Annotated in this window: 19 protein-coding genes, 2 pseudogenes and 1 CRISPR repeat array; of the genes and pseudogenes, 16 read left to right on the forward strand and 5 right to left on the reverse strand. The window is 40.1% G+C overall.

Features of this window, described 5'->3' with window-relative positions:
• Positions 1-95: 95 nt before the first annotated feature.
• The 9 genes and pseudogenes from HMPREF2867_RS09540 to HMPREF2867_RS09580 all read left to right on the forward strand — a co-directional run bounded on the left by HMPREF2867_RS09540 (position 96) and on the right by HMPREF2867_RS09580 (position 8,020).
• The gene (locus HMPREF2867_RS09540; RefSeq protein ID WP_037597830.1) at positions 96-491 is read left to right on the forward strand and encodes a CopY/TcrY family copper transport repressor; all 396 of its coding nucleotides are present in this window, start codon (positions 96-98) and stop codon (positions 489-491) included.
• An 18-nt stretch (positions 492-509) separates the two neighbouring features.
• Positions 510-881, forward strand: coding sequence for a cupredoxin domain-containing protein (locus tag HMPREF2867_RS09545; RefSeq protein ID WP_002891015.1), 372 nt, complete (start codon positions 510-512; stop codon positions 879-881).
• Positions 882-892: 11 nt separating this feature from the next.
• Complete coding sequence (locus tag HMPREF2867_RS09550; protein WP_070577233.1) at positions 893-3,115, forward strand: heavy metal translocating P-type ATPase; 2,223 nt, start codon at positions 893-895, stop codon at positions 3,113-3,115.
• A 9-nt stretch (positions 3,116-3,124) separates the two neighbouring features.
• Positions 3,125-3,301, forward strand: a pseudogene (locus HMPREF2867_RS09555) (alpha/beta hydrolase); the annotation flags it as partial.
• Between the two features lie 253 nt (positions 3,302-3,554).
• Entirely contained in the window at positions 3,555-4,337 is a 783-nt protein-coding gene (locus tag HMPREF2867_RS11670) for a hypothetical protein (RefSeq protein ID WP_141751025.1), read from the forward strand.
• A gap of 276 nt (positions 4,338-4,613) precedes the next feature.
• Positions 4,614-5,330, forward strand: a complete 717-nt coding sequence (locus HMPREF2867_RS09565; protein ID WP_070577234.1) for an ABC transporter ATP-binding protein — start codon at positions 4,614-4,616, stop codon at positions 5,328-5,330.
• A 1-nt stretch (position 5,331) separates the two neighbouring features.
• On the forward strand, positions 5,332-6,414 hold the full coding sequence (locus HMPREF2867_RS09570) for an ABC transporter permease (RefSeq protein ID WP_070577235.1): 1,083 nt from the start codon (positions 5,332-5,334) through the stop codon (positions 6,412-6,414).
• A gap of 23 nt (positions 6,415-6,437) precedes the next feature.
• On the forward strand, positions 6,438-7,061 hold the full coding sequence (locus tag HMPREF2867_RS09575) for a TetR/AcrR family transcriptional regulator (RefSeq protein WP_070577236.1): 624 nt from the start codon (positions 6,438-6,440) through the stop codon (positions 7,059-7,061).
• Positions 7,062-7,255: 194 nt separating this feature from the next.
• Positions 7,256-8,020 (forward strand): annotated as a pseudogene (locus tag HMPREF2867_RS09580) (nucleoside phosphorylase).
• A gap of 61 nt (positions 8,021-8,081) precedes the next feature.
• Here the strand turns inward: HMPREF2867_RS09580 and HMPREF2867_RS09585 are convergent.
• Positions 8,082-8,717, reverse strand: a complete 636-nt coding sequence (locus tag HMPREF2867_RS09585; protein ID WP_070577237.1) for an HAD-IA family hydrolase — start codon at positions 8,715-8,717, stop codon at positions 8,082-8,084.
• 72 nt (positions 8,718-8,789) lie between these two features.
• Positions 8,790-11,504 (reverse strand): DEAD/DEAH box helicase family protein, encoded by a 2,715-nt coding sequence (locus tag HMPREF2867_RS09590; protein WP_070577238.1) that lies wholly within the window; start codon positions 11,502-11,504, stop codon positions 8,790-8,792.
• Positions 11,505-12,211: 707 nt separating this feature from the next.
• On the opposite strand from HMPREF2867_RS09590, the gene HMPREF2867_RS09595 reads away from it, so the two are divergent.
• Positions 12,212-13,180: an ABC transporter substrate-binding protein gene (locus HMPREF2867_RS09595; RefSeq protein ID WP_070577239.1), complete on the forward strand. Its 969-nt coding sequence runs from the start codon at positions 12,212-12,214 to the stop codon at positions 13,178-13,180.
• Between the two features lie 46 nt (positions 13,181-13,226).
• Here the strand turns inward: HMPREF2867_RS09595 and HMPREF2867_RS09600 are convergent, their stop codons facing one another.
• The 3 genes from HMPREF2867_RS09600 to HMPREF2867_RS09610 form a co-directional block, all read right to left on the reverse strand.
• On the reverse strand, positions 13,227-14,567 hold the full coding sequence (locus tag HMPREF2867_RS09600) for an MATE family efflux transporter (protein ID WP_070577240.1): 1,341 nt from the start codon (positions 14,565-14,567) through the stop codon (positions 13,227-13,229).
• Between the two features lie 50 nt (positions 14,568-14,617).
• Complete coding sequence (locus HMPREF2867_RS09605) at positions 14,618-16,162, reverse strand: hypothetical protein (RefSeq protein ID WP_070577241.1); 1,545 nt, start codon at positions 16,160-16,162, stop codon at positions 14,618-14,620.
• Between the two features lie 175 nt (positions 16,163-16,337).
• Positions 16,338-17,996, reverse strand: coding sequence for an Rqc2 family fibronectin-binding protein (locus tag HMPREF2867_RS09610; protein WP_037599888.1), 1,659 nt, complete (start codon positions 17,994-17,996; stop codon positions 16,338-16,340).
• Positions 17,997-18,508: 512 nt separating this feature from the next.
• On the opposite strand from HMPREF2867_RS09610, the gene HMPREF2867_RS09615 reads away from it, so the two are divergent.
• From HMPREF2867_RS09615 to cas2, 6 genes are all read left to right on the forward strand, one after another.
• A complete protein-coding gene (locus HMPREF2867_RS09615; RefSeq protein ID WP_060971791.1) occupies positions 18,509-19,309 on the forward strand; it encodes a TraX family protein in 801 nt (266 codons plus the stop codon).
• 132 nt (positions 19,310-19,441) lie between these two features.
• The gene (locus HMPREF2867_RS09620; protein WP_060971790.1) at positions 19,442-19,990 is read left to right on the forward strand and encodes a DJ-1 family glyoxalase III; all 549 of its coding nucleotides are present in this window, start codon (positions 19,442-19,444) and stop codon (positions 19,988-19,990) included.
• A 341-nt stretch (positions 19,991-20,331) separates the two neighbouring features.
• Positions 20,332-21,105 (forward strand): dihydroorotate dehydrogenase electron transfer subunit, encoded by a 774-nt coding sequence (locus HMPREF2867_RS09625; RefSeq protein ID WP_060971789.1) that lies wholly within the window; start codon positions 20,332-20,334, stop codon positions 21,103-21,105.
• A 9-nt stretch (positions 21,106-21,114) separates the two neighbouring features.
• Entirely contained in the window at positions 21,115-22,071 is a 957-nt protein-coding gene (locus tag HMPREF2867_RS09630) for a dihydroorotate dehydrogenase (protein WP_060971788.1), read from the forward strand.
• Between the two features lie 138 nt (positions 22,072-22,209).
• Positions 22,210-23,214, forward strand: coding sequence for a CRISPR-associated endonuclease Cas1 (gene cas1 / locus HMPREF2867_RS09635; RefSeq protein WP_070577242.1), 1,005 nt, complete (start codon positions 22,210-22,212; stop codon positions 23,212-23,214).
• Positions 23,214-23,543, forward strand: coding sequence for a CRISPR-associated endonuclease Cas2 (cas2, locus tag HMPREF2867_RS09640; RefSeq protein ID WP_070577243.1), 330 nt, complete (start codon positions 23,214-23,216; stop codon positions 23,541-23,543). The genes cas1 and cas2 overlap by 1 nt, the downstream gene beginning before the upstream one ends.
• A gap of 100 nt (positions 23,544-23,643) precedes the next feature.
• A CRISPR array of direct repeats spans positions 23,644-23,960; the repeat unit is 32 nt; unit sequence GATATAAACCTAATTACCTCGAGAGGGGACGG.
• Position 23,961 lies beyond the last annotated feature (1 nt).

The raw sequence follows: 23,961 nt of genomic DNA on the forward strand, positions 1-23,961 counted from the left end.
TTTTTTTTTTTTTTAACTTTGGGTTGACAAATGTAAACCTTAGGAGTAGAATAACTTTGTAAGGTTTACAAATGTAGATTTAGAAAGGAGAGGTCATGCAAATTTCCAATGCGGAATGGCGCATCATGAAGATTATCTGGATGGAAGGCAAGCAGACCAGCACGGATTTGATCGCCGTCTTGTCCGAGCGCTTTGACTGGTCGAAGTCGACCATCAAGACCCTCTTGCTCCGCTTGGTGGAAAAGGGGTGCTTGACTAGAGAAAAAACAGGCAAAGCCTTTGTTTACTCGGCATTGTTGACGCAGGACCAGAGTTTAGACTTGGTGGTTGAGGAGGTGAAAGACAAGGTTTGCTCAAAAAGAATTGTCCAGGTGCTTGAAAACTTGATTCAGGAGAGTGACTTTACGCTTGCAGATCTTAATCAGCTGCAGCAGGTCCTGGAAGAAAAGAAAGCAGAGGCTGTCGAAACAGTCCCTTGCAATTGTATGTAGTAGAAAGAAGGAAATTTCATGTTTGGATTGTTAATTAGTATTGTTTGTTTACTTGGGGTTGCTTTTATTGCTTGGTGGTTCTTTGCAGAGCATGAAAAGGTAAGCGGCCACGCTCGTCAGAAATCAGGTTATCAAGAAATTGAAGTCGAAGTCATGGGGGGCTATTCGCCTGAAACCATTGTCCTGAAAAAGAATGTTCCAGCCCGGATCATCTTTAATCGCAAGGATCCATCTTCATGTCTGGCTCAAGTGATCTTTCCAGATTTTGGCGTTCATGAAGATTTGCCTTTAGGTGAAAAACATGTCATTGAAATTACGCCAGAAAAAGCGGGCGAATATGGGTATTCATGTGGAATGAACATGATGCATGGTCAAATGATTGTGGAATAAAGGAGTTAGGTATGGTAGAAAAACAAAAAGCAGTTGTGGAAAACGGAGTGCAAAAGATCCGTATTACAGCAGAAAAGGGCTATAGTCCCAAAGAATTTCAACTTCAAAAAGGGATCCCTGCTGAAATCACCTTCCATCGGGTCAATCCTTCCGGCTGTTACAAGGAAATTTTGTTTGAAGATCAGGGAATTTTAGAGCCTTTGGAAGTCGGTGTGGATAAGGTGATATCCTTTACCCCGACAGAAACAGGGGACTTTGAGTTTTCATGTGGAATGAAGATGCAAAAGGGTTCCTACACGGTTGTGGAAAAACGCCGTCGTGTCTTAAGTTTACGGGGTCGCTTTTGGATTACTAGTATCTTTACCCTTCCTTTATTGATCTTGATGATCGGGATGTGGGCAGGATTTGTATCCCATCCAGTCAGTCGCTGGGGAACTTTTCTAGCGACAACGCCGATCATGTTGGTAGCAGGAGTACCTTTTATCAAGAGTGCCTGGGCCTCATTTAAGAAGCACCATTCCAATATGGATACCTTGGTAGCTCTTGGAACCCTGGTAGCCTATGTCTATAGTGTATTTGCCCTTTTTACTGGTCAGCCAGTATACTTTGAGGCTGCGGGTTTTATCATCTTCTTTATCCTCTTAGGGCAAATCTTTGAAGAACGGATGCGTAACAATGCCTCCGAGGCTGTGGAAAAGTTGTTGGATTTGCAGGCAAAAACGGCTCAAGTTCTCCGTGATGGGAACTATGTCGAGGTGGCGGCAGAAGATATCCAAATTGATGACTTGATTCGGGTCCGTCCTGGGGAAAAGATTGCGGTTGATGGGACGATTGTAGAAGGAAGTACGACCATTGATGAGTCGATGGTGACAGGTGAAAGCTTGCCTGTAGAAAAATCAGTTGGTGATGCAGTTATCGGCTCCACTATCAACAGCAATGGGACCATTCTCTTTAAGGCTGAAAAAGTCGGTAGTGAGACCCTCTTATCTCAAATTGTGGACTTTGTCAAAATGGCCCAATCCAGTCGTGCTCCCATTCAAGATTTGACGGATAAGATTTCAGGTATCTTTGTTCCAGTGGTGACGATTTTGGCCATTGCGACTTTCTGGGTTTGGTCCGTGCTTCTGGGCGCGTCGCTTCAAGAGGCCATGCTCTATGCAGTCTCTGTCCTCATTATTGCCTGTCCTTGTGCCCTTGGTTTAGCAACCCCAACAGCCCTGATGGTCGGAACCGGCCGTAGTGCCAAGATGGGGGTTCTGATTAAAAATGGAACAGTTCTTCAAGAAGTGCAAAAGATTCAAACCGTTGTGTTTGATAAGACAGGGACCATTACCATTGGCCAACCACTTGTAACCGATGTTGTAGGAGATGAAGCGCGTGTCTTGACACTGGCTGCTAGTCTTGAAACTTTTTCAGAACATCCACTAGCCCAAGCGGTGTTATCCCAAGCAGAAGAAAAAGGTTTGGTGTTATCCCCTGTGGAAAACTTCCAAGCGATTGAAGGAAAAGGGGTCCAAGGTCAGATCGACCAGCAGTTGGTGGCCTTGGGAAATGGCAAACTTCATGACGGGACAGCCATGGATCCGGAGCTTGAAAAACGGATGGTAGACTTGCAAGAGCAGGCCAAAACAGTGATCAGTTTGTCTGTGGATGGGCAAGTGATTGGCTTGATTGCCATTCAAGATGCTCCGAAGGCCAGCTCAAAAGAAGCGATCAAAAAGCTCAAAGAACGGGGCTTGAAAACGGTCATGTTAACGGGGGATAATGAACGGGTGGCCCAAGCTATTGCTAAGCAAGTGGGAATTAACACCGTCATTGCTGATGTCCTTCCTCAAGAAAAAGCTAGCGCCATCCAAAAACTGCAAGAAGATAGCAAGGTCGCCTTTGTTGGAGATGGGATCAATGATGCTCCAGCTCTCTCGATCGCGGATGTGGGGATCGCTATGGGATCTGGAACGGATATTGCGATCGAGTCCGGTGGCATCGTGCTCACGCAAAATGATTTGCTTGGCGTTGTGCGCGCCTTTGACATGAGTCAAAAGACCTTCCGCAGGATTTTACTCAATCTCTTCTGGGCCTCTATCTACAATCTCCTTGGGCTTCCAATTGCTGCTGGAGTCTTTGTAGGACTGGGATTGACCCTCAATCCAGAACTAGCAGGTCTTGCCATGGCCCTTAGTTCTTTGTCTGTTTTGGCTAGCTCTCTGCTTCTCAATGTTGCGAAAATTGATTAAATGAAACAAAAAGAGAGTGATGAGCGCGTGACCAATCTATCCAGTCAATCCCTAGCCTATCTGCTTAAAGGTCATGTCAAATCCTACCAAGAAAAGGAAATCACAGGTCCTAACGGCCAACACAGTAAACTCCATGAAACGGCCTTGGTTGATAAGCCTCTAATTGCTTTCTTGTGGGGGAAATGAGTTGATAAGAATACAAAAAATCTAGTAGAGGCTGTCTACTAGATTTTTTTAATACAATGATTGGATTGTCAAAGAAGAGAAGTAAAAGAACGAATCCAATTTCATCTGACATTCCTTGCAAAGAATGATAAAATAAAGATAAAGAATGTAATCGTTTACATGGACTTAGTAATGATATACATATATTCAGAAAATGGATTTTAACAGTTGCTTGTCTTTCTTTTGTTAGCTTTAGATTATAGGAGGTAGAGCTATGAAGAAGAAAATCAATCATTGTTTACTTTTGTTTCTCATAATATTTACAGCCTTGTTTTTGATGGGGTTCAGAAAGATGAAGTCTAGTGATTATAACAAGGTCAGAGGAGTTATTGTCGAGAACTGTAATAAAGTGGGTTTGCATGGTAAGGTTACTATCACTAAATTATATTGGACAGCCTTAGAAATACCAACTTACCACGTGACTTATACCTATTCTGAGAAAACTTACGATGACCAGAAAGTAGTTTTAGAGCAGAATACGGCTATTTATGAAGACAGGTCAAGTGACTCTTATGGCAATGTTCCAGAATATAAGGAATCGTTTTTGAAGCAGAAATCTGTCCAAAAGGTTGAAAAGAAAATTGAAAAACAATTGAAGAAACAAAAACTCGGTCTTCCTATTAGTTCATTTAGTTTTCTATCTTATTCCAGTCATGATGAAAAGGGAAAAATATTGGATACTATTGCCTCCGAAAATCTTAAGGAAGGTAAGAAGGACTTTGCTGGATATTATCAAATTCCATACCAAACCTTGATTGATCAAGAGTTGGTTTATATGACTATCTTTATTGATGATAATGCATCAGTCAAAGAACAAGATATGAAAGATGCGGCTAAAAAGTTAGATGCTAGTGATCTTCCGAATGGTGAATATGATTTCTTTTATTCCAATACCAAGGATGAGAATCAAGATCCAATCAGTTATTCTTTTAAAGTAAAAGATGGGAAAGTCGTTTTTTATGGAGATGAGAATCTAGTACTAGAAGATGATGATTAAAGGTGAGGAGATGAAGAAAAGTTATAAATTCTATTTATTTGTTATTATCAAGAATCTTCCTTCTCACGAGCCTTTAAAAAGTGGATAGGAGAGATTATTTCAGAGTATCGTGAATAGATTCTTAACATCAGAAGTTTTTGTCATAAACATTGGATGCTATCATCCAGTGTTTTTATTTAAAAAAAAATTCAATATATCGCTTGACAAGTGAGTGTTCACTCACTACAATGTCATTTGTAATCAAAAGTGAGTAAACACTCACTAAGGAGGATGCATATGAAAACATTGCTACATTTACAAGATTTACAAAAATCTTTTGGTGAACAACTGGTGTTAAACCACGTTGGTTTTGAATTACAGTCTGGGGAAATCATTGGTCTAATCGGTCCCTCAGGTGCTGGTAAATCAACCATGATTAAAACCATGTTAGGAATGGAAAAGGCAGATAGCGGTATTGCTTTAGTCTTAGAAAATACCATGCCCAATCGTCATATTCTAGGAGATATTGGCTACATGGCTCAGTCAGATGCTTTATATGAGGCTTTGTCAGGACAAGAAAATCTGGAATTTTTCGGTCAGCTAAAAGGACTTTCCAAAAAAGACTTAACAACAGAAATTGCCCATGTGTCTCAGGTGGTAGATTTGACAGATCACTTAAATAAGGCTGTGTCTGGTTATTCCGGAGGGATGAAACGACGTTTGTCGCTGGCGATTGCACTTTTAGGAAATCCGCAACTTTTGATTTTGGACGAACCGACAGTTGGAATCGACCCTTCTCTTCGAAAGAAAATTTGGAAAGAGTTGATAGCGCTCAGAGACAATGGTGTAGGAATCTTGGTTACAACCCATGTCATGGATGAAGCAGAGCTGACAGATAAGGTCGGACTACTATTAGGTGGAAAAATCATTGCCTTTGATACACCATCCAAGCTAAAAGAATCTTATGGTGTTTCAAGTATTGAAGAAGTCTTTTTGAAAGCAGAAGGAGAATGAAATGAGAACAATTGCCATTGCAAAAAAAGTTATCAAAGAATTGCTTCGTGACAAACGAACCCTTGCCATGATGTTTGTGGCTCCAGTCTTTATTATGTGGTTGATGAACCTCATGTTTTCGGCTAGTACAACCGTGAACGTCAAGCTAGCAACGCAGGATCTACCAACTAGTTTGGTAAGTAAAATGGATGACTTAGACCATGTCAGTGTGAAAACATACAAAGACTTAGATCAAGCCAAAGAGGCTTTAAACGATGAAAAAGTAGATGCAGTTATCTCTTATAAGGATGGGGAGTACCATGTAGACTATGCCAATACAGATGCCTCTAAAACTTCTGTGACCCGACAAGTATTACGTACCAGTATTGCCAGTGAGGGTACCAATCAATTATTAACTCGAGTCAAGCAAGCTCTTCCACAATTACAAATTGATGGAAAAACACCAGAAATTAAGGAATCTTATGAGTATGGGAATGAAGATACTGGCTTCTTTACCAAAATGATTCCAGTCTTGATTGGATTTGTGGTTTTCTTTTTTGTTTTCTTGATTTCAGGGATGGCACTTTTGAAAGAACGTACCAGCGGAACCTTGGATCGCTTGTTAGCGACACCAGTCAAACGTTCGGAAATCGTTTATGGTTATATGATATCTTATGGACTTATTGCTATTCTTCAGACAGCAGTAGTTGTCATGGCTGCCATTTGGTTGTTAGATATTGAAGTTGTCGGAAGTCTATTAAATGTTATAATAGTTAATGTGGTACTGGCTCTTGTAGCACTAGCTTTCGGAATTCTCTTGTCTACTTTGGCAAAATCAGAATTCCAAATGATGCAATTTATTCCTCTTGTGATTTTGCCTCAACTCTTTTTCTCAGGAATCATTCCACTTGATTCAATGGGAGAGTGGGCAAAAACAATTGGAAAATTCTTGCCATTGACCTACTCAGGTGATGCAATGAGTCAGATTATTCTTTACGGACGTGGAATTGGAGATGTCGTACCTAATATTGGTGTTTTACTTATTTTCCTTATCGTTTTGACAATTCTCAATATTGTCGGATTGCGTCGTTATCGTAAAGTTTAAAATATAAATATACGAGGATGAAAATGAGCGAGAGTATTTTTGAGTCGTTTGAAGCTTATCTAAAAGAGGCAGACTATCCCAAAGGAAAGAAAAAAATCATGCAGTCAGCGGTCGATTTGATTTCTACTAAGAGTTACAATGGGACCTCCACCCTACAAATTGCCAAACATGCGGGACTTAGTCAGGCAACGCTCTTCAAGTATTTCAAGACCAAAGAAGATTTATTAACAGCTATTTTACATCCTATTGTTCCAGGACTTTTCGGTCGTTTTTTTGAGGAACTTTTGGCCTTTAACACGACCGAAGAAAAGGTTCATTATCTTGTCCATAATCGCATGGCCTATCTCAAGAAAAATAGTGCTTTGATGAAAATTATTCTACAGGAAATTTTTTCAAATAAGAAACTGAGAAAGGAACAACTCTATATTTGGAACACTCTTCATGATAAACTTTTAGTACTCCACAAGGAATTGATAGCAGATTCACGTGTGAATCCTGAATTAACAATTCCACAAATGGTTCGTATTTGTGTGGGTCCCTTGTTGGCCTACTTTGCTCAACTCTATATCGTTGGGGACAATAGCGAAATAAGAGAAAAAGACTTAGAATTGTTGGAAAAGCAGATTTTAGGTGGCTTGTGGAAATAAAAGCTGACTTAAATCATATTTCTTTAAATAGCATACAAAAAGACATGTTTCTGCCTGAAGCAGATTCATGTCCTTTTTAGGTATTATGATTAAATCATCTATTTTTCTTGATTATAAGCTAATAGATTTTATGAAATCATATAATCAGTTTGCATTTTTTGATATAATAATTCTTAAAACTTTGGAGGCAACAGATGATATACAAACATGAAATTCCTATTTTAGAGTTTGACGACAATCCTCAGGCAGTGATTATGCCGACCCATGAGGATTTAGATTTGGACTTGCCGGCTAGGTGTGTTTACGGCTTTTTAGAGGAAGAAGTAGAACGCTATGCGATATCAGTTGGCGCTGAAAAAGTTGGCGAATTTGTCTCTGCCACCAAAACCTATCCTGTCTATGTGATGACTTACAACGGGAAGAAGATTTGCTTGGCTCAAGCCCCAGTTGGCTCAGCTGCAGCTGCACAATTTATGGATTGGCTAATTGGTTATGGTGTAAAGCAAATCATATCAACTGGAACTTGTGGCGTCTTGGTGGACATGCCAGAGAATATTTTTTTGATTCCGACGAGAGCTTTGCGAGATGAAGGTGCAAGTTACCACTATGTTGCGCCATCTCGCTATATAGACATGAATGAAAAAGCTCTTGGAGCCATTGAGAAAACTTTAAAGCAAAAGAAAATCCCCTATAAAGAGGTCATGACCTGGTAGACAGATGGCTTTTATAGGGAGACACCAGACAAGATTTCCTATCGTATTGAAGAGGGCTGTAGTGTTGTAGAGATGGAATGTGCCGCACTAGCAGCAGTTGCTCAATTTCGTGGAGCTATTTGGGGCTTACTTCTCTTTACAGCAGATTCCCTTGCAGATATAGATAATTACGATCAACGAGATTGGGGTTCAGAGGCTTTTGATAAGGCTTTGAAGCTTTGCTTGGATATCATTGTTCAGATGTAATCTTGATTCAATAGAAAAAAGAGCATGACTATATAATCGTGCTCTTTTTAGATGTAAATTATTATTTCAAAATATCCCAAAGTTCTTGGGTGGTATCAGCTATAAAATCAGGATTTTCTGCCAAAAGGGTTTCGTTTTTCCCAAATCCCCAGGTCACCGCTATTGTTTTGATGCCAACGGTTTTTCCACCAATCAAGTCAAACTTGGTATCACCAACAATGACCGACTGGTCTTTAGGTGCTTGATTTTCAGTAATGGCACGCTGCAAGACATCAGCCTTATGAAAGGCAGTAGGGGTAGATCCGTAAATGCCATCAAAATACTCAGTAATCCCAAGGTGTTGGCACATTTTTAGAGCAATGGGTTCATTTTTTGAAGTTGTGATAAACATTTTCTTGTTAGAATCTTGACTAAGGTACTCGAGAACCTCTTTTATACCATCATAGAGGTGAGCTTCCATTTGTCCTTTAGTCTCATAATAGTCACGATAAATTTTGACAGCCTGGTCAGCACCTTCTTCACTAATCTCTTCTTTAAAGGTTACCTCGAGAGGTGGTCCCATAAAAGTGCGAATTTTCTGATCACTAGGAACAGGAAGGCCTAGTCTTTCAAAGGTTTGAACAAAACCATTGTGGATTCCCTCAGAACTATCAACGAGGGTACCATCAAGGTCGAAAAAAATGTGTGTGAGTGTCATAGAATTCTCCAATATAGTATCTTTGATTTATTGTAACATGTTAAACCAGTTAAAGGTATTTAGGGACATTTATCATTCTAAAGTTGACATGACTTTTTTATGGGTAACAGTACGTTCTTGCTTATTTCCAAGTGCTTTGATACGAGCTTCCAGTAGAATAGGACGTCCTTGAACACTTCGCGTATAAATAAGATCATATTTTCCAACACTTTTTTGGATGTGTCGGAGGAAAGACTCTGCATCTGCCTTACGCTTTTCAAACATACTTGGAACGGCAAAAAATTCGGTTTGATCTTTCACCTTGTGACAAGACTTTAGGATATAGCGTTGATTTTCGATAGGAGCGAAAAACTCAGTCAAAGCCTGAGCAAAGATTTCTTTCTCCCTCATGTTAGCACCCTTGAGATAGATGGAGTTATAAATCGCCCGTTTACTATCTTTTGCCACTCTAGGAGCAGATTCTTTAGTCTCAATTTGACCTGAATCAAGAAGCGCTTGGTGGATAGCTTTGCCAAAAGTTTCCAAACGTTTATAGGGACTCTTATAGATAAAGTATCTTCCCCAAAAGACAGCCAGTACAGGTAGCGCAAGTAAGAATATCGGTAGGCTTTGATTAAACGGCTTCCCAACAATTAGATATCTTCCCAAATCAATAATAAAATAAGTGGCAGCAAGGGCTTGGGAAATAAGTAAGGCCTTCATCCAATCATTAAGGTATGCCAGAGGTAGAAATTGTTTGTCGACCTCAACCTCATTAGCAACTTCCATTTCTTCGTTAAGCGGTAGAGCTTGTTGCCAACGGTCTTTAAGTTCCTCACGTTTTTGAGAAAGTGTAATGGCTTTTTGGTTAAGCTTTTCTAGTCCCTTTTGGCTAAAAGTTATTTGATTGAGTTCAAGTCGATCAATGCCAGATTCGATAGTGAGCTCTGTATAATGGAGACCAAGAAACTGTGTCATACGCCTATCTAACAAGTCTAGGTCAGGACTAAGTCCATACAATTGTAGCTCTAATGTCTCGTCATATTTTTCTTCGGCATTTTGAATCTCAATCCATTTCTTTGGTGATAAATTAATAGAAACCAAATGCCAGATATTACTTGTTTTATTAGGATTGTCAGGCCAAACACGGATGGCACGACCTCGCATCTGATTGCTTAGCATGAAACTTCCAACATAACTAGCTAAAATAAGGGAGTTAACACAAGGTGCATCCCAACCTTCGCCCAATAAAGACTTTGTCCCAATAATCACTTTGATATATCCATCTTGGAAAAGCTGAGTAAGGGCTGTAACCAAATCATGATAGGAACCAGAAATACTGACCTTAAGATAGTCCTCTTGGCTCAACTGTCCAATAACATCATAGGATAAACGAGAATTAGGAATGAGTCGCTCTAGATGTTCTTTAGCTGAAGTTGGAATAATCACTAAACTTCCTGTCAATACAGCCACAGGCACCGTCCAAGATTGTTCAATTATTTCTCTACGAATAGATTCAAAGTAAGAGAGCACACCTAGTTGTGTAAATTGTGCACTGTTATCGCCTAGATGAATTTGAAAATCCTTACGTATAAAGTCTGTCAAAACAAGTTGACGGAGATTATTTCCTAGAGAATGGTATTCTGCCTTAAAAATATCTCTAACAGCATTGAGTTTTCCCAATGATTGATTAAGCAGGACATCTTGCTTCTTATTCCGGATAAGTTTAACTTGATTTCTCTCGATAAGACCATTTGCTTTCAAATCACTTTTCAATTGGTTAAAGGCTTCCTCGGTAAATCCAAACCAATTTGGAACTTGAAAAATAATGCCATTAAGCAAGGTTTCAAACCACTCAAGGGTAAAAGTTGGTAAGGTTTTTGTAGCCAGAAGCTCTTGAAAACGTTGTGGGAAAGGCAAGTTTTTAGACCTTAAGAAAATCAGGATAGCAGAAAGATATTTAGGATTGGCCAATAGGTCATCATCACTGATTTGGCCCCCTAATGCCGGACTAGACTGAATAGTGTTCGAAAAGTTTATATCTGAAGACAGTTTAGTTAGAAAGTTAAGTTTCTGCTTTTCAAACTGATCTAATTGTGTTCGTTCTTCCTTAGTTGGAAAGGCGAAGTAGACATAGTCCTGGTGAGGACAGAGCGTCCCTTCCTTAACCAGTTCAGGCACAGTAATTTCTTCATCAATCTCACCACACATGCTAATGTAACGCTCCCAAAGAGCAGGTTCTCCCTCGTATGGAGGGGTCGCTGTCAAGGAAATCATCTTAATTTTAGGAAAGGATTTACGAAAAATCTCTAAACTCTTCCACCATTCATTTCTTAAATGATGGCACTCATCCAAACAAAGAGTCCCTAAATCTAGGGCCCCAAAAGTTTTTCGTATATCGAAATCTTGAAAATTAAAATGCTCTTGTTGAGCTGTATCATCTGTGTCTTCGATAAGACCATCACCAACAACTTGGTTCATGGCACTATGTAATGCCTGATAAGTTGCAACCGTAATCATTTTAGGCCTTTTTAAATCCTGTGAAATGAGTTGTTCTACTAGATTGTCATCACTTAAAAAAGCTTGTTTAATCCGATCTATCCATTGTTGACGGATGGTAACTGTCGGAACTAAAATTAAAGTTGGATTACCAAAACGCTGTATAAATTCAATTCCTAAGGTTGTTTTACCAGAACCAGGAGCAGCCACCAAGTGAATCTTTCCATCATCCATAAAGCTTTCGGCTTTATCGAGAACACGCCGTTGGTACTGTCGCCATTGTCCCTTAAATGAAAGCTGATTTAACATAATTTCCCTCCAATGTTACTAACTATTATATCATAGTGAAGATAGATAGAACTGGCCATATGGATAAGCATGAATAGTAATATTTTTATAATATACGTCTCAAATATACAGCCAAAAACACCCCAAAATTGAGCTTTTGGAGTGTAAATCACGGGGTGCAATAATTAAGTTTTTAACGTAAACGAAGAGTTAGTTACGTTTTGGTTTGACTGCCATGCCTAGGCCGAGTGAAAAGGTTGTCAATGTTATTTAAGGCTTTTTTAAGATATTTTTAAATGAATTTTCAGTGTATTTTAATACCTATCTCACCGAAAAAATACTAGTTAGGGACGTTTAAATTCGTATTGCTAATCTAGTAAAATCCATTTCAGTCTGTAGAGCATCATTTGATATTCACAGAACCCCAAAAAAATTGATAAAATAAGGCGTAACCTATAAAGAAGAAGGCTTCAAAAAAGAGATCTCTTACTTAAATATTTAAAATTCAAAGAGGATGATATAATCTGACATTTAATGGCGTACAAGATGTCCTCTGAAAAAGAAATTGCTGTTTTTTACTCAAAGGATATAGTTGATTTCCTATAATACCTCTTAGGAATCAAAAACATTCAATTCCTTCCAAAAAATCTTAGTCATAGATTGACATTAAAGAAGTTTTAAGATAACTTTAAAGTAACGATTTAATCCGATCTTATCGAGGAGTTGCCATGAAAAAAACAAATCTTCTTTATTTATTAGCTATTCTGGCCATCATATCTGGTCTTTTACTATATTACTTGCCAGACATGACGTCTGGACATAATGCAGAGTCAAATCAAACAAGTCAGACTTTTAAGGAGAAGACGATTGTTCATGATTTTGGTACGACAAAGTTGAAAAAAGTTCCTAAACGTATTGTTATCCTCGACAACCTCTATGGTGAAATCTTGAATCCTTTAGATATCACTCCTGTAGGTGCAACAACTGGTCAAGCTGATAGTCAAGAATTTTCAACCCTCTTTAAGAAACAATACAAGGATGCAAAAGTGGTTTCAGTTGGTTGGCAGGGAAATCCAGATTTGGATAAGATTGCTGAGTTAAAACCAGATTTAATCCTTATGACAGGCGAGCAGGAAGACCTCTACGAGGAGCTGTCTGAAATTGCACCAACTGTTGGCTACCAGATCAACACTGATGAAAACTGGGACTATCACGAAACCTCATTAAAGGTAGCAGAAATCTTCGACAAACGTGATGAGATGAAGAAGGACCTAGATAGAGTGGATGCTAGGGAGGCTGTTTTCGCAGAGAATGTCAAAGCTAAGTTTGGCAATCAAAAACTCATGTACCTGCGCGTGACAGACAATGACATCCGTTATTACGCTTATGGGCATTTTGGTTATCTGTATGATACTTATCATTTCAATCGTGCTGAAACCTTCAATCCAGATGATATGTTCCAAGTTATCGATCCAGATAAACTAAAAGACATTAATCCGGACCTCCTGATTGTTCAAGCAGATTCTCAAGAACTCCTAGATAACAAACTTAAAAATAACCCTGTCTGGAGTAGCTTAAAGGCAGTTCAAAATAACAAGGTAATTTATGCTGATTACTCAACCTACATGCTAGGCTTTGGGATTGTCTCCCAAGAGGCCATAATGAAACAGATATCTGATGAATGGGGATTAAATTAAACTAAAAACGACCTTGATGGTCGTTTTTTCTATGTTCAAAAGTAGTCTAACTGATAAACAAGCGTCGAATATGTTTCCTCAAGGCAAAATAGAGCTGAATGGTCATGGGAATCCAAATCAAGGGCTCGCATAGGATAACGCCAAGGTAGCCCATAGAAGGAATAACCAAAAGAACAAAGAGAATTTTTCCAAAAAGCTCAATGAAACTAGAGGTTAAAGGCGTCAGTTTCTTACCTAGACCTTGTAGGCAATTTCTAAAACTAAAGAGCATCCCCAAAATAGGATAGAAGAGAGAACTGATACGGAGGTAGCGGCTGGCATTGTCAATAATCACAGCATTATCAGAACCAGAGATAAAACCAGCCAAAAAGGGACTTGCTATATAGAGAAGGACACAAGCAATGACAGACCAAGTTATAGAAACAAGACAAGATTGCTTTAACCCAGCTACTATGCGTTTAAACTGTTTGGCACCGAAGTTCTGTGAGGTGAAAGTGGTCACCCCAGCAGCAAGTGAGGTCAAAGGGAGAACTGCGAAAGACATGATACGCCTTGCTGCAACCTGAGCACTGATGATAAGAGGGCCAAAACCGTTAATGGCATATTGTAAGGTCACAGTCCCAATCGAAACAATAGAATTCATGAGTCCCATGGCCATTCCTTGTCCAAAGAGGTCCAAATAAAGACTTGAATCAAGAACAAAGTCTGACTTGCTTGGTAGAAGGAAGGTCACTTTTTTCTTAATATAGTACAGACAGAGGATAGCTGAAAGTCCCTGTGAGATAATTGTCGCTAAGCCTGCTGATTGAACACCAAGATGAAGTTGTGTAATAAAGAAAAGGTCTAAAACGATATTGACTAGTGCTGAAAAAATCAGAAAATAGAGGGCGGTAAGACTATCCCCAACCGCTCTGAGAAGTCCTGCACACAGATTATAACCCAAAGTTACCCCAACACAGGAGACAATCATAGAAATATACTGGTAAGATTGCCCAATAATAGAATTAGGGGTTCCTAAAAAAGTCAGCAAAGGATAAAGACCAAAATGTCCTAGAATCATAACCAAGGCACTTAAGCCTAAACCAATCACAACGGTGGCCGCCACAGACTGACGAAGTTTCCTGTAGTCTTGAGCACCATAGTAACGTGCGATAACAACGCCCATACCATTTCCAACGCCAAGAGCAAAGCCGATAACCAAATCAAAAATAGCAGAAGAAGCTCCTACAGCAGCCAAGGCATCTGGACCTAGAAAGCGACCCACAATCATGACATCAGCAGTATTGTAGAGTTGCTGGAAAATATTGGATATCAGAATTGGTAGAGCAAAGATTAAAAGAGACCTCAGAATTGGGCCTCGTAAAAGATCAACTGACGCATTTTTCATAGACTTATTATAGCAAGATTGTAATTGTGAAACAATGTTAAAAAGCCATCCTAGGATGACTTTTGCATATTTTTTAGATAGCGGCTAAGTATTTGTGTCATATGATTGTAACCCGCCGCAATCATTGGAATTTGTAAGTAAATGTAAGGTAGGGTGTACTGGCTCTTAGTCTCTGATATGAGGTGAAAGAGGATACCACCGAAGAGATAGAGGAAGGCATAGAGGCCCAGTGTTGCTCCATCTCCCATTCGTTTATAAGTGAAAGCATAGTAGAACGCACCACCAAGATATAGGACTAGGAGATAGCCTTGCATATAGGTCACAAAAAAGAGATGCAGGGTCCCATCGTGATAGATAGAGGTCGCAAACCTATTCCACAAAGGCTGAAACTTGTCTTTACTTGGACCGTTCCAGATGGACTGGAAGCTTCCCTCTGTCCAGGAGCTGATAAACTTGGTGCTGAAAAACCAACTGGCCTCATCGGGATGTGCTAGGAGGTATTGAACACGCTTATCAAAAAGATGATTGGCGCTTTTTTCAATCTTTTCGATATTGCCCTTTTTCTTAGCGTAAATGTCACGGACATAACCAGTATACCATCCTGGCATCCGTTTAGAATCGGGTTTGTCCTGCAAGCCCATGGCTAACCAAGCAATTTGAGGTGTTCCAGATATTTTTTGATGAGTGGTAATCTCATAGTAACTGGTTGTCGCTTTATGCAAGCTCATCGGAAAGGCAAAGAAAGCCAAAACCAAAAGTAAATAGCGGTAACGTTTCTCTCTGAGAGTCATTAGTATCAAAATACCAGATAATGCAATAATGAGAATAATATTATTGCTCCTTACCCAATAAGCCAAAGATAGCATAACCACCGAAAGAATCGCATTCCTAGCCTTACCACGCCTTAAGTAACGTAGGAAGAAGAGAATAGCAAAACTGGAGAAGAACAAGCCATACATGAGCCCGTAAGCAAACATAATGTTGAAAACTAGAGGTAAAAAACCAAAACTCATGATGACAGCCAAACGACTGACTAACGGTTTCGTAAACAGTTCATCCGTGATTTTCCAAGTCGCATAGTTCATACCAATGACCATGCCAAGATTCAATACATAGAAAACCGAGATGACCGGCAAAGGAATCAGATAGAGAACCAGGCGTTCAAAACTAAGCAATCCCAACTGATGAGGATAGCGGTAGAAGTAGGCTCCTGGTTTAATCAGAGAGAAGTTGCCAGCATTAAACTGGACCGCCCCTTTAAAGACAGTACCTGCATCGTCTCGTCCAGCAAAACTAGTCAGAAAAATCAAAAGTAGGCCAAAAATCATAAAGCAAACGGAAAAAAAGATGAAAATCTGCTTTGTTGTCAGTTCCTTTAAGATTTTGCGCCAGAGAAGTGTCAAAAGCAGAATGACACCACCTGAAACATAAACATACCAAGGGACGCTACTAATCTCTGCCCACTCAAAGTATCCAGTCATCATGGTCGTGCGAATGAGTAAAGCAGTCACAAATAATATCCCGAAGACTAAGAGCCCCACGTAGCGACCTAACCATTCTAAAACAAAACTCGTATATGACATAAGAGCCTTCATACTGAAAGTCTCCTTTAATATAGGTGATTACCCTTATAGTTTAGCACAGTCATCGGAAAAATGTAATGAAAACTAGAAGAAAATATCATTCATTTCTGAAACTAACCTACTTAGTTTACGACATAGAAAAACTCTCTTGTATCAGCAACAAGAGAGTTTGATTTTATAAAGAAGTTTACTTCATCCGCATGCTATCGATTTTTTCTTCAGTCGGTGTGACACGTAAGGTCTTTTGCCCAGTATAAGTTACAAATCCAGGCTTACCTGCCGTTGGCTTGTTGAGTTTCTTAACATCAATCATATCCACTTGAACCAAGTTTGATAGACGAGCCTTAGAATAGTAGGCTGCCAATTCAGCCGCATCCGTCTTGACCTCGTCAGTTGGGTTAAGATTGTCCTTGATAACTACGTGACTACCTGGGATATCCTTGGCGTGGAACCAGAGCTCCCCTTTTTTAGCCATCTTGAAGGTCAACTCCTCATTTTGTAGGTTGTTACGACCAACCATGATAATTGTCTTGCCATCAGAAGCCAGATATTGTTCAGGTTTCTTACGTTTGTGACGTTTATCGGTTGAACGACGCTTCATAAACCCAGCCTGAACAAGCTCCTCACGAATATCCTCGATTTCATCCATATTGGCTTGAGAAAGACTGAATTCAACACTTTCTAAATAATCAATGGTCTGTTTGGTTTCCTCAATCAAACCAGTCAAGTGCTTAACAGCTTCCTTGAGCTTCTGGTATTTCTTGAAGTAACGCTGCGCATTTTGGTTAGGCGTTAGAGCCACATTTAGGGGAATCGTAATCTTTTCACCAGTGTAGTAGTTGTCTAACTCGACACTATCCTTGTCATTTGGCACCATGCTGAGGTAGGTGGTCAACAGTTCCCCTTTTTGACGGAACTCCTCAGCATTTTCAGTCGCTGCAAGCTCTTTTTCCTGTTTAACAAGTTTCTTCTTGTTTTTTTCCAGCTCATTTTGCACACGATGGATCAGATCACTAGCCTGTTGTGCCACACGATCACGCGCCGCCTTGTCCAAGTAGTAGTAATCCAAAAGGGCTGATAAGGTCTCAAATTCAGGTTGGTCCTGACTATCAGAGAATCTTACAGCTGAAAATGCCTTAGCCGTTAAGTTTGGCTTTACTTCACGATTGAAGAAGGCACGGAAATTCTTGAGTTTATCAGTATCCAGTAAGGCTGATAATTCATTGGCCGTGTCACGCCCCAAACCTTGGAAAAGTTTTTGAAGGTTTTTAGCTGACAAATCCTCAGTTTGTAGGATCTCAAAGAGTTTTTCGTCTGGAATGTCAAAAGGATTCTTGGCGTCCGTCTTAGGAGGAGCAATATAGGTAGACCCAGGGAGAATTGTTCGGTAACTATTTTGTGAGAAACCAACGTGTTTGATAGACTCAATGATTTTGCTTTCGTTCTTGTCAATTAGGATAATATTGGAGTGTTTCCCCATGATTTCCATAACAAGAGTAACCTTAACACTATCACCGATTTCGTTTTTGTTAGAGACCGAAATTTCAAGGACACGGTCGTTTTCCAGTTGCTGAATATCCTCGATAACCGCTCCCTGAAGGTATTTCCGCATAATCATGGTATAGGTGTTTGGATTCTGCGGATTTGGTAGCTCGGCCTTGGTTGTCTGAATACGCCCAAAAACAGGGTGAGCCGAAAGCAGAAGCTTGTAATTCTGACGATTGTTACGAATGGTCAAGACCAACTCACGCTCAAAAGGCTGATTAACCTTCTGGATACGCCCGTAAAGCACTTGCTCACGTAGCTCAGTGGTCATATGATGAAGAAAAAAGCCGTCAAAAGACATGGTGTACTTCCTTTCTTGTTATTGATAATACTTGTTTTATTTTTAAAATAAAATTTTCTGTGAGACTTTCCTTAGGTGTTGGCGGACGTCAGCGAACTTTTACAAAGTTCCGTGACTAATTTTTGAGCCTAGCGTCTCAAAAATTCCGAGCGCCTGAAACCTTTTAGTTTCAGGCGCTTTTAACACGGCGGAAAGTCTCGGTTAATTGCTCGCTCTGCTCGCAAAAAAGATATTTCAAAAACTTGCAGAGTTTATTAGCTTTGTTTGTTTTTTATAAATAATTTGCATACGTTATGAACGTAAATATTGCCTAACCATTATAGCATAAAGGGAGTAGAAATGCTTGGTGAGGGGAGTAGGAACTAAAGATATTATTAAAATGTGAATTATTCATCATAAAATAGTCTGTCTAAAATTGTTAAAAAGTTATGGCTTTTATTATCATGAATACCTTTGAATTTACATCTAACTTGTGGTATCATTTAATATGCTGAAAATTAAAGGAGCATTAAATGAACGATATAAAAAAGATATGCAATGCGACTAATTTGAAATACCTAGCTGTTGCACTTATGTTTTTGGACCAAATCTATCAGATGTTCGGGAGTATGGGGGCACCTATATGGTTGACGATGTTGGGACGTCTGGCTTTCCCAATTTTCCTCTTTCTTGCTGCTGATAGTTTTCACTACACTCATGATCGTATGGCTTTTCTCAGGCGTCTGCTTTACATGAGTTGGTTTATGATCATTGGCAACGCCATCATTGGTAGTATTTTTCATAATGGTAGTATCGGTTTAACCAACAATGCCTTTTCAACCTTCTTTATTACTGGGATTTTTATTTGTTCTTGGGATTTGTTGGCTAAGGGGCTTCGCGATAAATCGAACAAGGAGTTGATTCAAGGGATTGGTGTCTTTCTCTTGCCGATTCTATCATCCATTCCGGTTGTAATCCTTGCAGGTATATTTGAAACACCACATGCAAACCCACTCCTTGTGCAGATTGTTGCCTTTATCCTGTCACTTGTTCCAAGTATTATCATGGTTGAGGGTGGCTTTGTGATGGTTATTCTTGGTTTGCTGTTCTATATTTTCCGTACCAATCGCATTGCTCAAATCATTGTCTTAGCTGTTATTTCAGTGATTGCCCATCTCTTTGATCCGACGGGTGTGCAATGGATGATGGTCTTTGCTGCGATTCCTATGTATTTCTATAATGGTGAGCGTGGTAGTGGTAACAAGAATTTCTTCTATATTTTCTACCCAGCCCATATTTATCTCTTGTGGATCCTAGCAAGTTTGTTTAGATAAAATGACAAAGACAGTCCTTGTGCTGTCTTTTTTCATGCTCAAAGTCCGTTTTTATAGTTTGTTTCCTGCTTCTAAAACTGCTATAATTTAAGGCGTAATAGAATCATGCGATAAGTAAATTGGAGGTATATCATGACAAAAGTAGCAGTAGTATTTGCGGACGGATTTGAAGAAATCGAAGCCTTAAGCCCAGTGGATGTCTTTCGCCGAGCAGAATTTGACTGTAGCATGCTTGGACTCGAAAATGTGTCAGTGACTGGCTCACATGGGATTCAAGTTGCGATGGATGGCGTATTTGATGGCAATTTTGCGGATTATGACTTGGTGGTCCTTCCTGGAGGTATGCCTGGATCAACTAATCTACGCGACAACGAAACTTTGATTGCCTCTCTTCAAGAGGCTGCAAAAGCTGGAAAATACGTTGCTGCTATTTGTGCTGCACCAATTGTTCTCGAACGTGCTGGTCTTCTTGAAGGGCGTAAATTCACATGTTTTCCTGGCGTAGAGGAACAAATTGCATCTGGCGAGCATCAAACTGACTTGGTAGTTGTTGATGGTAATATTGTCACTAGCCGTGGTGCTGGAACAGCATTAGCCTTTGCTTATGCCTTGGTCGATCTGTTGGGTGGCGATGGTCAGCAGTTGGCTCATACTATGGTTTACGACAGATTGTTTAAATAATGTTTTTTAGGGCTCTTGTTCAAGAACTCTAGCACCTCTTGTTAGGAATGTTGACAATTTATTTTCCCCTATGAGATGATAGAGAACGTATCAAACAGAGGGCCTAGTTATAGGCTGGAGAGACCTTAGCTTAATTTTATAAGCTTTGGTTTTTTCTTTTCTCCTTTGACATCCGTCTTGAAAACGGTTATAATAATCACAAAATAACCTTTAAATGAGTCCAGAGAGGCTTGAAAGGTCGGACAGAGTGAAACAGCAGGGGATTTCCTGTGATTTTTTGTGCGACCTTGCCATGTGGCGAGGTTTTTTTGATGACAGTTTGCAGTTTAGAAAGGGTTGTCATGATTTTAGTTGAAGATTTAACCATTGTGAGTCAGCGTGAGATTGCACCTCGTATTTTTGAGATGGTGCTAAAGGGAGAGATGGTTACGGATATGCAGGTTGGTCAGTTCGTCCACCTCAAGGTGCCAGACCCAAGTAAGCTCCTTCGTCGTCCGATTTCCATCTCAGAGATTGACTACGACAAGAAAGAGGCAACCATTGTCTATCGTGTGGAGCGTGAGGGCACAGCTATTCTCTCTAAGATGGTAGCTGGTCAAACCATTGATACCATGGGCCCTCAGGGAAATGGTTTTGATATTTCCGTTGTCGATGCTGGGCAGAAAGCTCTCCTTGTTGGTGGTGGTATCGGTGTGCCACCTTTGGTTGAGACGGCTAAGCAGTTGAAGGCTAAAGGTGTGGAAGTCGTGTCTGTGATTGGTTTTGCCAATAAGAAAGCCGTCATCTTGGAGGACAAGCTCAAGGCTTGTGGTGATGTTTATGTGACCACTGATGACGGTTCATACGGTATCAAGGGTTACGTTTCGACGGTTATTGATGGTTTCGACTGGACTCCAGATGCCGTTTACAGTTGCGGAGCTCCAGGCATGCTTAAATATGTCGATAGCAAGTTTGAAAATCATCCTCATGCCTATGTTTCTATGGAAGCTCGCATGGCTTGTGGTATGGGTGCTTGCTATGCCTGTGTGGTTCACGTAAAAGGAGAGTCGGATGCCAAAAATCTTCGTGTTTGCGAGGAAGGGCCGGTCTTCCCCACCGGAAAAGTCATCGTCTAGGAGGTTACCATGTCAGAGACTAAATCAGAAAATCGTTTAGCTATTAGCCTTCCAGGGCTCGACTTGAAAAATCCCATTATCCCAGCCTCAGGTTGCTTTGGTTTTGGGCAAGAGTACGCCAAGTATTATGATTTGGACAAACTAGGTTCTATCATGATTAAGGCAACAACTGCCAACCCTCGTTTTGGTAATCCAACACCACGTGTGGCTGAGACACCATCAGGCATGCTTAATGCCATTGGCTTGCAAAATCCTGGTGCTGATGCTGTCTTGTCTGAAAAACTACCTTGGTTGCAGGAGCATTATCCTGGGCTTCCAATCATTGCCAATGTAGCTGGATTTTCTAACGAAGAATATGCGGAAGTCTCTCACAAGATTTCCAAAGCTAGCAACGTCAAGGCTATCGAGCTTAATATCTCATGTCCAAACGTAGACCATGGCAATAACGGCCTTCTCATCGGACAAGTCCCAGAGCTTGCCTACGCAGCCGTAAAAGCCAGTGTCTCTCATTCTGATGTGCCCGTCTATGTCAAACTGACACCAAGCGTGGCTGATATCACAAGTGTAGCCAAGGCAGTCGAAGATGCCGGTGCGACAGGCTTCACTATGATTAACACCTTGGTTGGTACACGCTATGACTTGGCGACTCGCAAACCTATCATTGCTAATGGTCAAGGTGGTATGTCAGGGCCAGCTGTCTTCCCAGTAGCCCTTAAACTCATCCGCCAAGTTGCTCTAGCGTCAGACCTCCCAATCATCGGTATGGGTGGCGTCGACAGTGCCGAAGCGGCTATCGAAATGTTCATCGCTGGTGCCTCAGCTATCGGTGTCGGAACAGCCAATTTCGCAGATCCCTATGCCTGCCCTAAAATCATTGACCGTCTCCCTGAGGTCATGGACAAGTATGGCATTACAACTCTTGAGGACTTGCGCAAAGAAGTTCGAACAGAGTTGTTGGGGAAATAAGGAAAGTAATCTCTTTACAATAAATAAAAATCGAAGTCCTATCGTTAGGGCTTCATTTTTTAGATAAAATATTAGAATATATTGACGATTAGAATTGTGGTGATATAATATATGCCATGAAATACTCAGAGGTAGCTTATGAGCGATTTATATATTCAAAGGTCCAATTATTACCTGTCCTTATCCGAACAAAGAATTATCATAAAAAATGATAATAAAGAGATTGTCAAAGAAGTGTCTATTTCACTCGTTAATAATGTGTTACTTTTTGGTAATGCACAACTAACCACCCAACTCATCAAAGCTTTATCAAAGAACAAGGTGAATGTTTACTATTTTTCAAACGTCGGTCAATTTATTTCTAGTATTGAATCCCACAGGCAGGATGAATTTCAAAAGCAAGAGTTGCAAGCAAAGGCTTATTTTGAAGAGGATTTCCGTTTAGAGGTTGCGAGGAGTATTGCTACGACAAAGGTAAGGCATCAAATTGCCTTACTTAGAGAGTTTGATACGGATGGTCTACTAGATACCTTGGATTATTCAAGATTTGAAGATAGTGTCAATGATATTCAGAAGGCTTATTCCATTACAGAAATTATGGGTTACGAAGGTCGCCTTGCGAAATCCTATTTTTACTATCTGAATTTACTGGTTCCTGATGACTTCCATTTTAATGGTAGGAGTAGACGGCCTGCGCAAGATTGTTTTAACAGTGCCCTCAATTTTGGCTATGGTATCTTATACTCGTGCTTTATGGGGCTGATTAAGAAAAACGGGCTAAGCTTGGGGTTTGGGGTAATTCACAAGCATCATCAGCATCATGCGACCTTGGCCAGTGATTTAATGGAAGAATGGAGACCTATCATCGTCGATAATACGCTTATGGAGTTGATACGAAATGGTAAACTTCTTTTAAGTCATTTTGAAAATAAGGATCAAGACTTCATACTCACTGATGAAGGCAGAGAAATCTTTGCACGGGCTTTACGTTCAAGAATATTAGAAGTCCATCAGTATATTGAGTTAGACAAAAAACGCTATTCTTTTCTTTATACAGCAGATAGGCAAATCAAGAGTTTGATTAGGGCTTTTGGAGAACTGGACCCTAGTCTTTATGAGACAAGTTACACAGGAGGGCATTAATGGGACTTTATTTTAATCTCAGTGAAGAAGAACGTGAGTTTGCCAAACAAAAAACCATGTTTTGTCTGATTATTTATGATATCCGAAGTAACAAACGTAGACTTAAACTCTCCAAGTTACTTGAAGGTTATGGCGTGAGGGTGCAAAAATCCTGTTTCGAGGTCGACCTGTCAAGAAATGATTATCAGTCTCTCCTTAAGGATATCGAGAGCTTCTATAAGGCTGATGAAGAAGACAGCATAATCGTATATGTGACAACCAAAGAAGAGGTGACTAGTTTTAGCCCCTACAATAGTGCTGAAAAATTAGATGACATTCTCTTCTTCTAAGCCTTTATAGGCCTGTAATCATATGGTACAATATAGATAGTGTTTCCAGTAGGTCCTACATCTTGTGTCTCTAGCAACTGTCTAGAGCACAAGATATGGGGATATAAACCTAATTACCTCGAGAGGGGACGGAAACTTTACGATAGCAAAACGACCAGCGTAGCAATTTTCGATATAAACCTAATTACCTCGAGAGGGGACGGAAACAGTCTTCTGACTGGTTGTTAATCCATTCTTGTAGTGATATAAACCTAATTACCTCGAGAGGGGACGGAAACCTTATTGTGTTTACGTCTACCCCATTTCATCCCTTGATATAAACCTAATTACCTCGAGAGGGGACGGAAACCTTAAATCGCATTTCCAACATGTAAGAACCCCCACCGATATAAACCTAATTACCTCGAGAGGGGACGGA

This window comes from Streptococcus sp. HMSC064H09 (assembly GCF_001812625.1).
Classification (GTDB): Bacteria; Bacillota; Bacilli; order Lactobacillales; family Streptococcaceae; genus Streptococcus.

Excerpts from the sequence above, each read along its gene's own strand:
- HMPREF2867_RS09540 (WP_037597830.1), top strand. The coding sequence starts at position 96 with ATGCAAATTTCCAATGCGGAATGGCGCATCATGAAGATTATCTGGATG.
- HMPREF2867_RS09545 (WP_002891015.1), top strand. The coding sequence starts at position 510 with ATGTTTGGATTGTTAATTAGTATTGTTTGTTTACTTGGGGTTGCTTTT.
- HMPREF2867_RS09550 (WP_070577233.1), top strand. The coding sequence starts at position 893 with ATGGTAGAAAAACAAAAAGCAGTTGTGGAAAACGGAGTGCAAAAGATC.
- HMPREF2867_RS11670 (WP_141751025.1), top strand. The coding sequence starts at position 3,555 with ATGAAGAAGAAAATCAATCATTGTTTACTTTTGTTTCTCATAATATTT.
- HMPREF2867_RS09565 (WP_070577234.1), top strand. The coding sequence starts at position 4,614 with ATGAAAACATTGCTACATTTACAAGATTTACAAAAATCTTTTGGTGAA.
- HMPREF2867_RS09570 (WP_070577235.1), top strand. The coding sequence starts at position 5,332 with ATGAGAACAATTGCCATTGCAAAAAAAGTTATCAAAGAATTGCTTCGT.
- HMPREF2867_RS09575 (WP_070577236.1), top strand. The coding sequence starts at position 6,438 with ATGAGCGAGAGTATTTTTGAGTCGTTTGAAGCTTATCTAAAAGAGGCA.
- HMPREF2867_RS09585 (WP_070577237.1), bottom strand. The coding sequence starts at position 8,717 with ATGACACTCACACACATTTTTTTCGACCTTGATGGTACCCTCGTTGAT.
- HMPREF2867_RS09590 (WP_070577238.1), bottom strand. The coding sequence starts at position 11,504 with ATGTTAAATCAGCTTTCATTTAAGGGACAATGGCGACAGTACCAACGG.
- HMPREF2867_RS09595 (WP_070577239.1), top strand. The coding sequence starts at position 12,212 with ATGAAAAAAACAAATCTTCTTTATTTATTAGCTATTCTGGCCATCATA.
- HMPREF2867_RS09600 (WP_070577240.1), bottom strand. The coding sequence starts at position 14,567 with ATGAAAAATGCGTCAGTTGATCTTTTACGAGGCCCAATTCTGAGGTCT.
- HMPREF2867_RS09605 (WP_070577241.1), bottom strand. The coding sequence starts at position 16,162 with ATGAAGGCTCTTATGTCATATACGAGTTTTGTTTTAGAATGGTTAGGT.
- HMPREF2867_RS09610 (WP_037599888.1), bottom strand. The coding sequence starts at position 17,996 with ATGTCTTTTGACGGCTTTTTTCTTCATCATATGACCACTGAGCTACGT.
- HMPREF2867_RS09615 (WP_060971791.1), top strand. The coding sequence starts at position 18,509 with ATGAACGATATAAAAAAGATATGCAATGCGACTAATTTGAAATACCTA.
- HMPREF2867_RS09620 (WP_060971790.1), top strand. The coding sequence starts at position 19,442 with ATGACAAAAGTAGCAGTAGTATTTGCGGACGGATTTGAAGAAATCGAA.
- HMPREF2867_RS09625 (WP_060971789.1), top strand. The coding sequence starts at position 20,332 with ATGATTTTAGTTGAAGATTTAACCATTGTGAGTCAGCGTGAGATTGCA.
- HMPREF2867_RS09630 (WP_060971788.1), top strand. The coding sequence starts at position 21,115 with ATGTCAGAGACTAAATCAGAAAATCGTTTAGCTATTAGCCTTCCAGGG.
- cas1 (WP_070577242.1), top strand. The coding sequence starts at position 22,210 with ATGAGCGATTTATATATTCAAAGGTCCAATTATTACCTGTCCTTATCC.
- cas2 (WP_070577243.1), top strand. The coding sequence starts at position 23,214 with ATGGGACTTTATTTTAATCTCAGTGAAGAAGAACGTGAGTTTGCCAAA.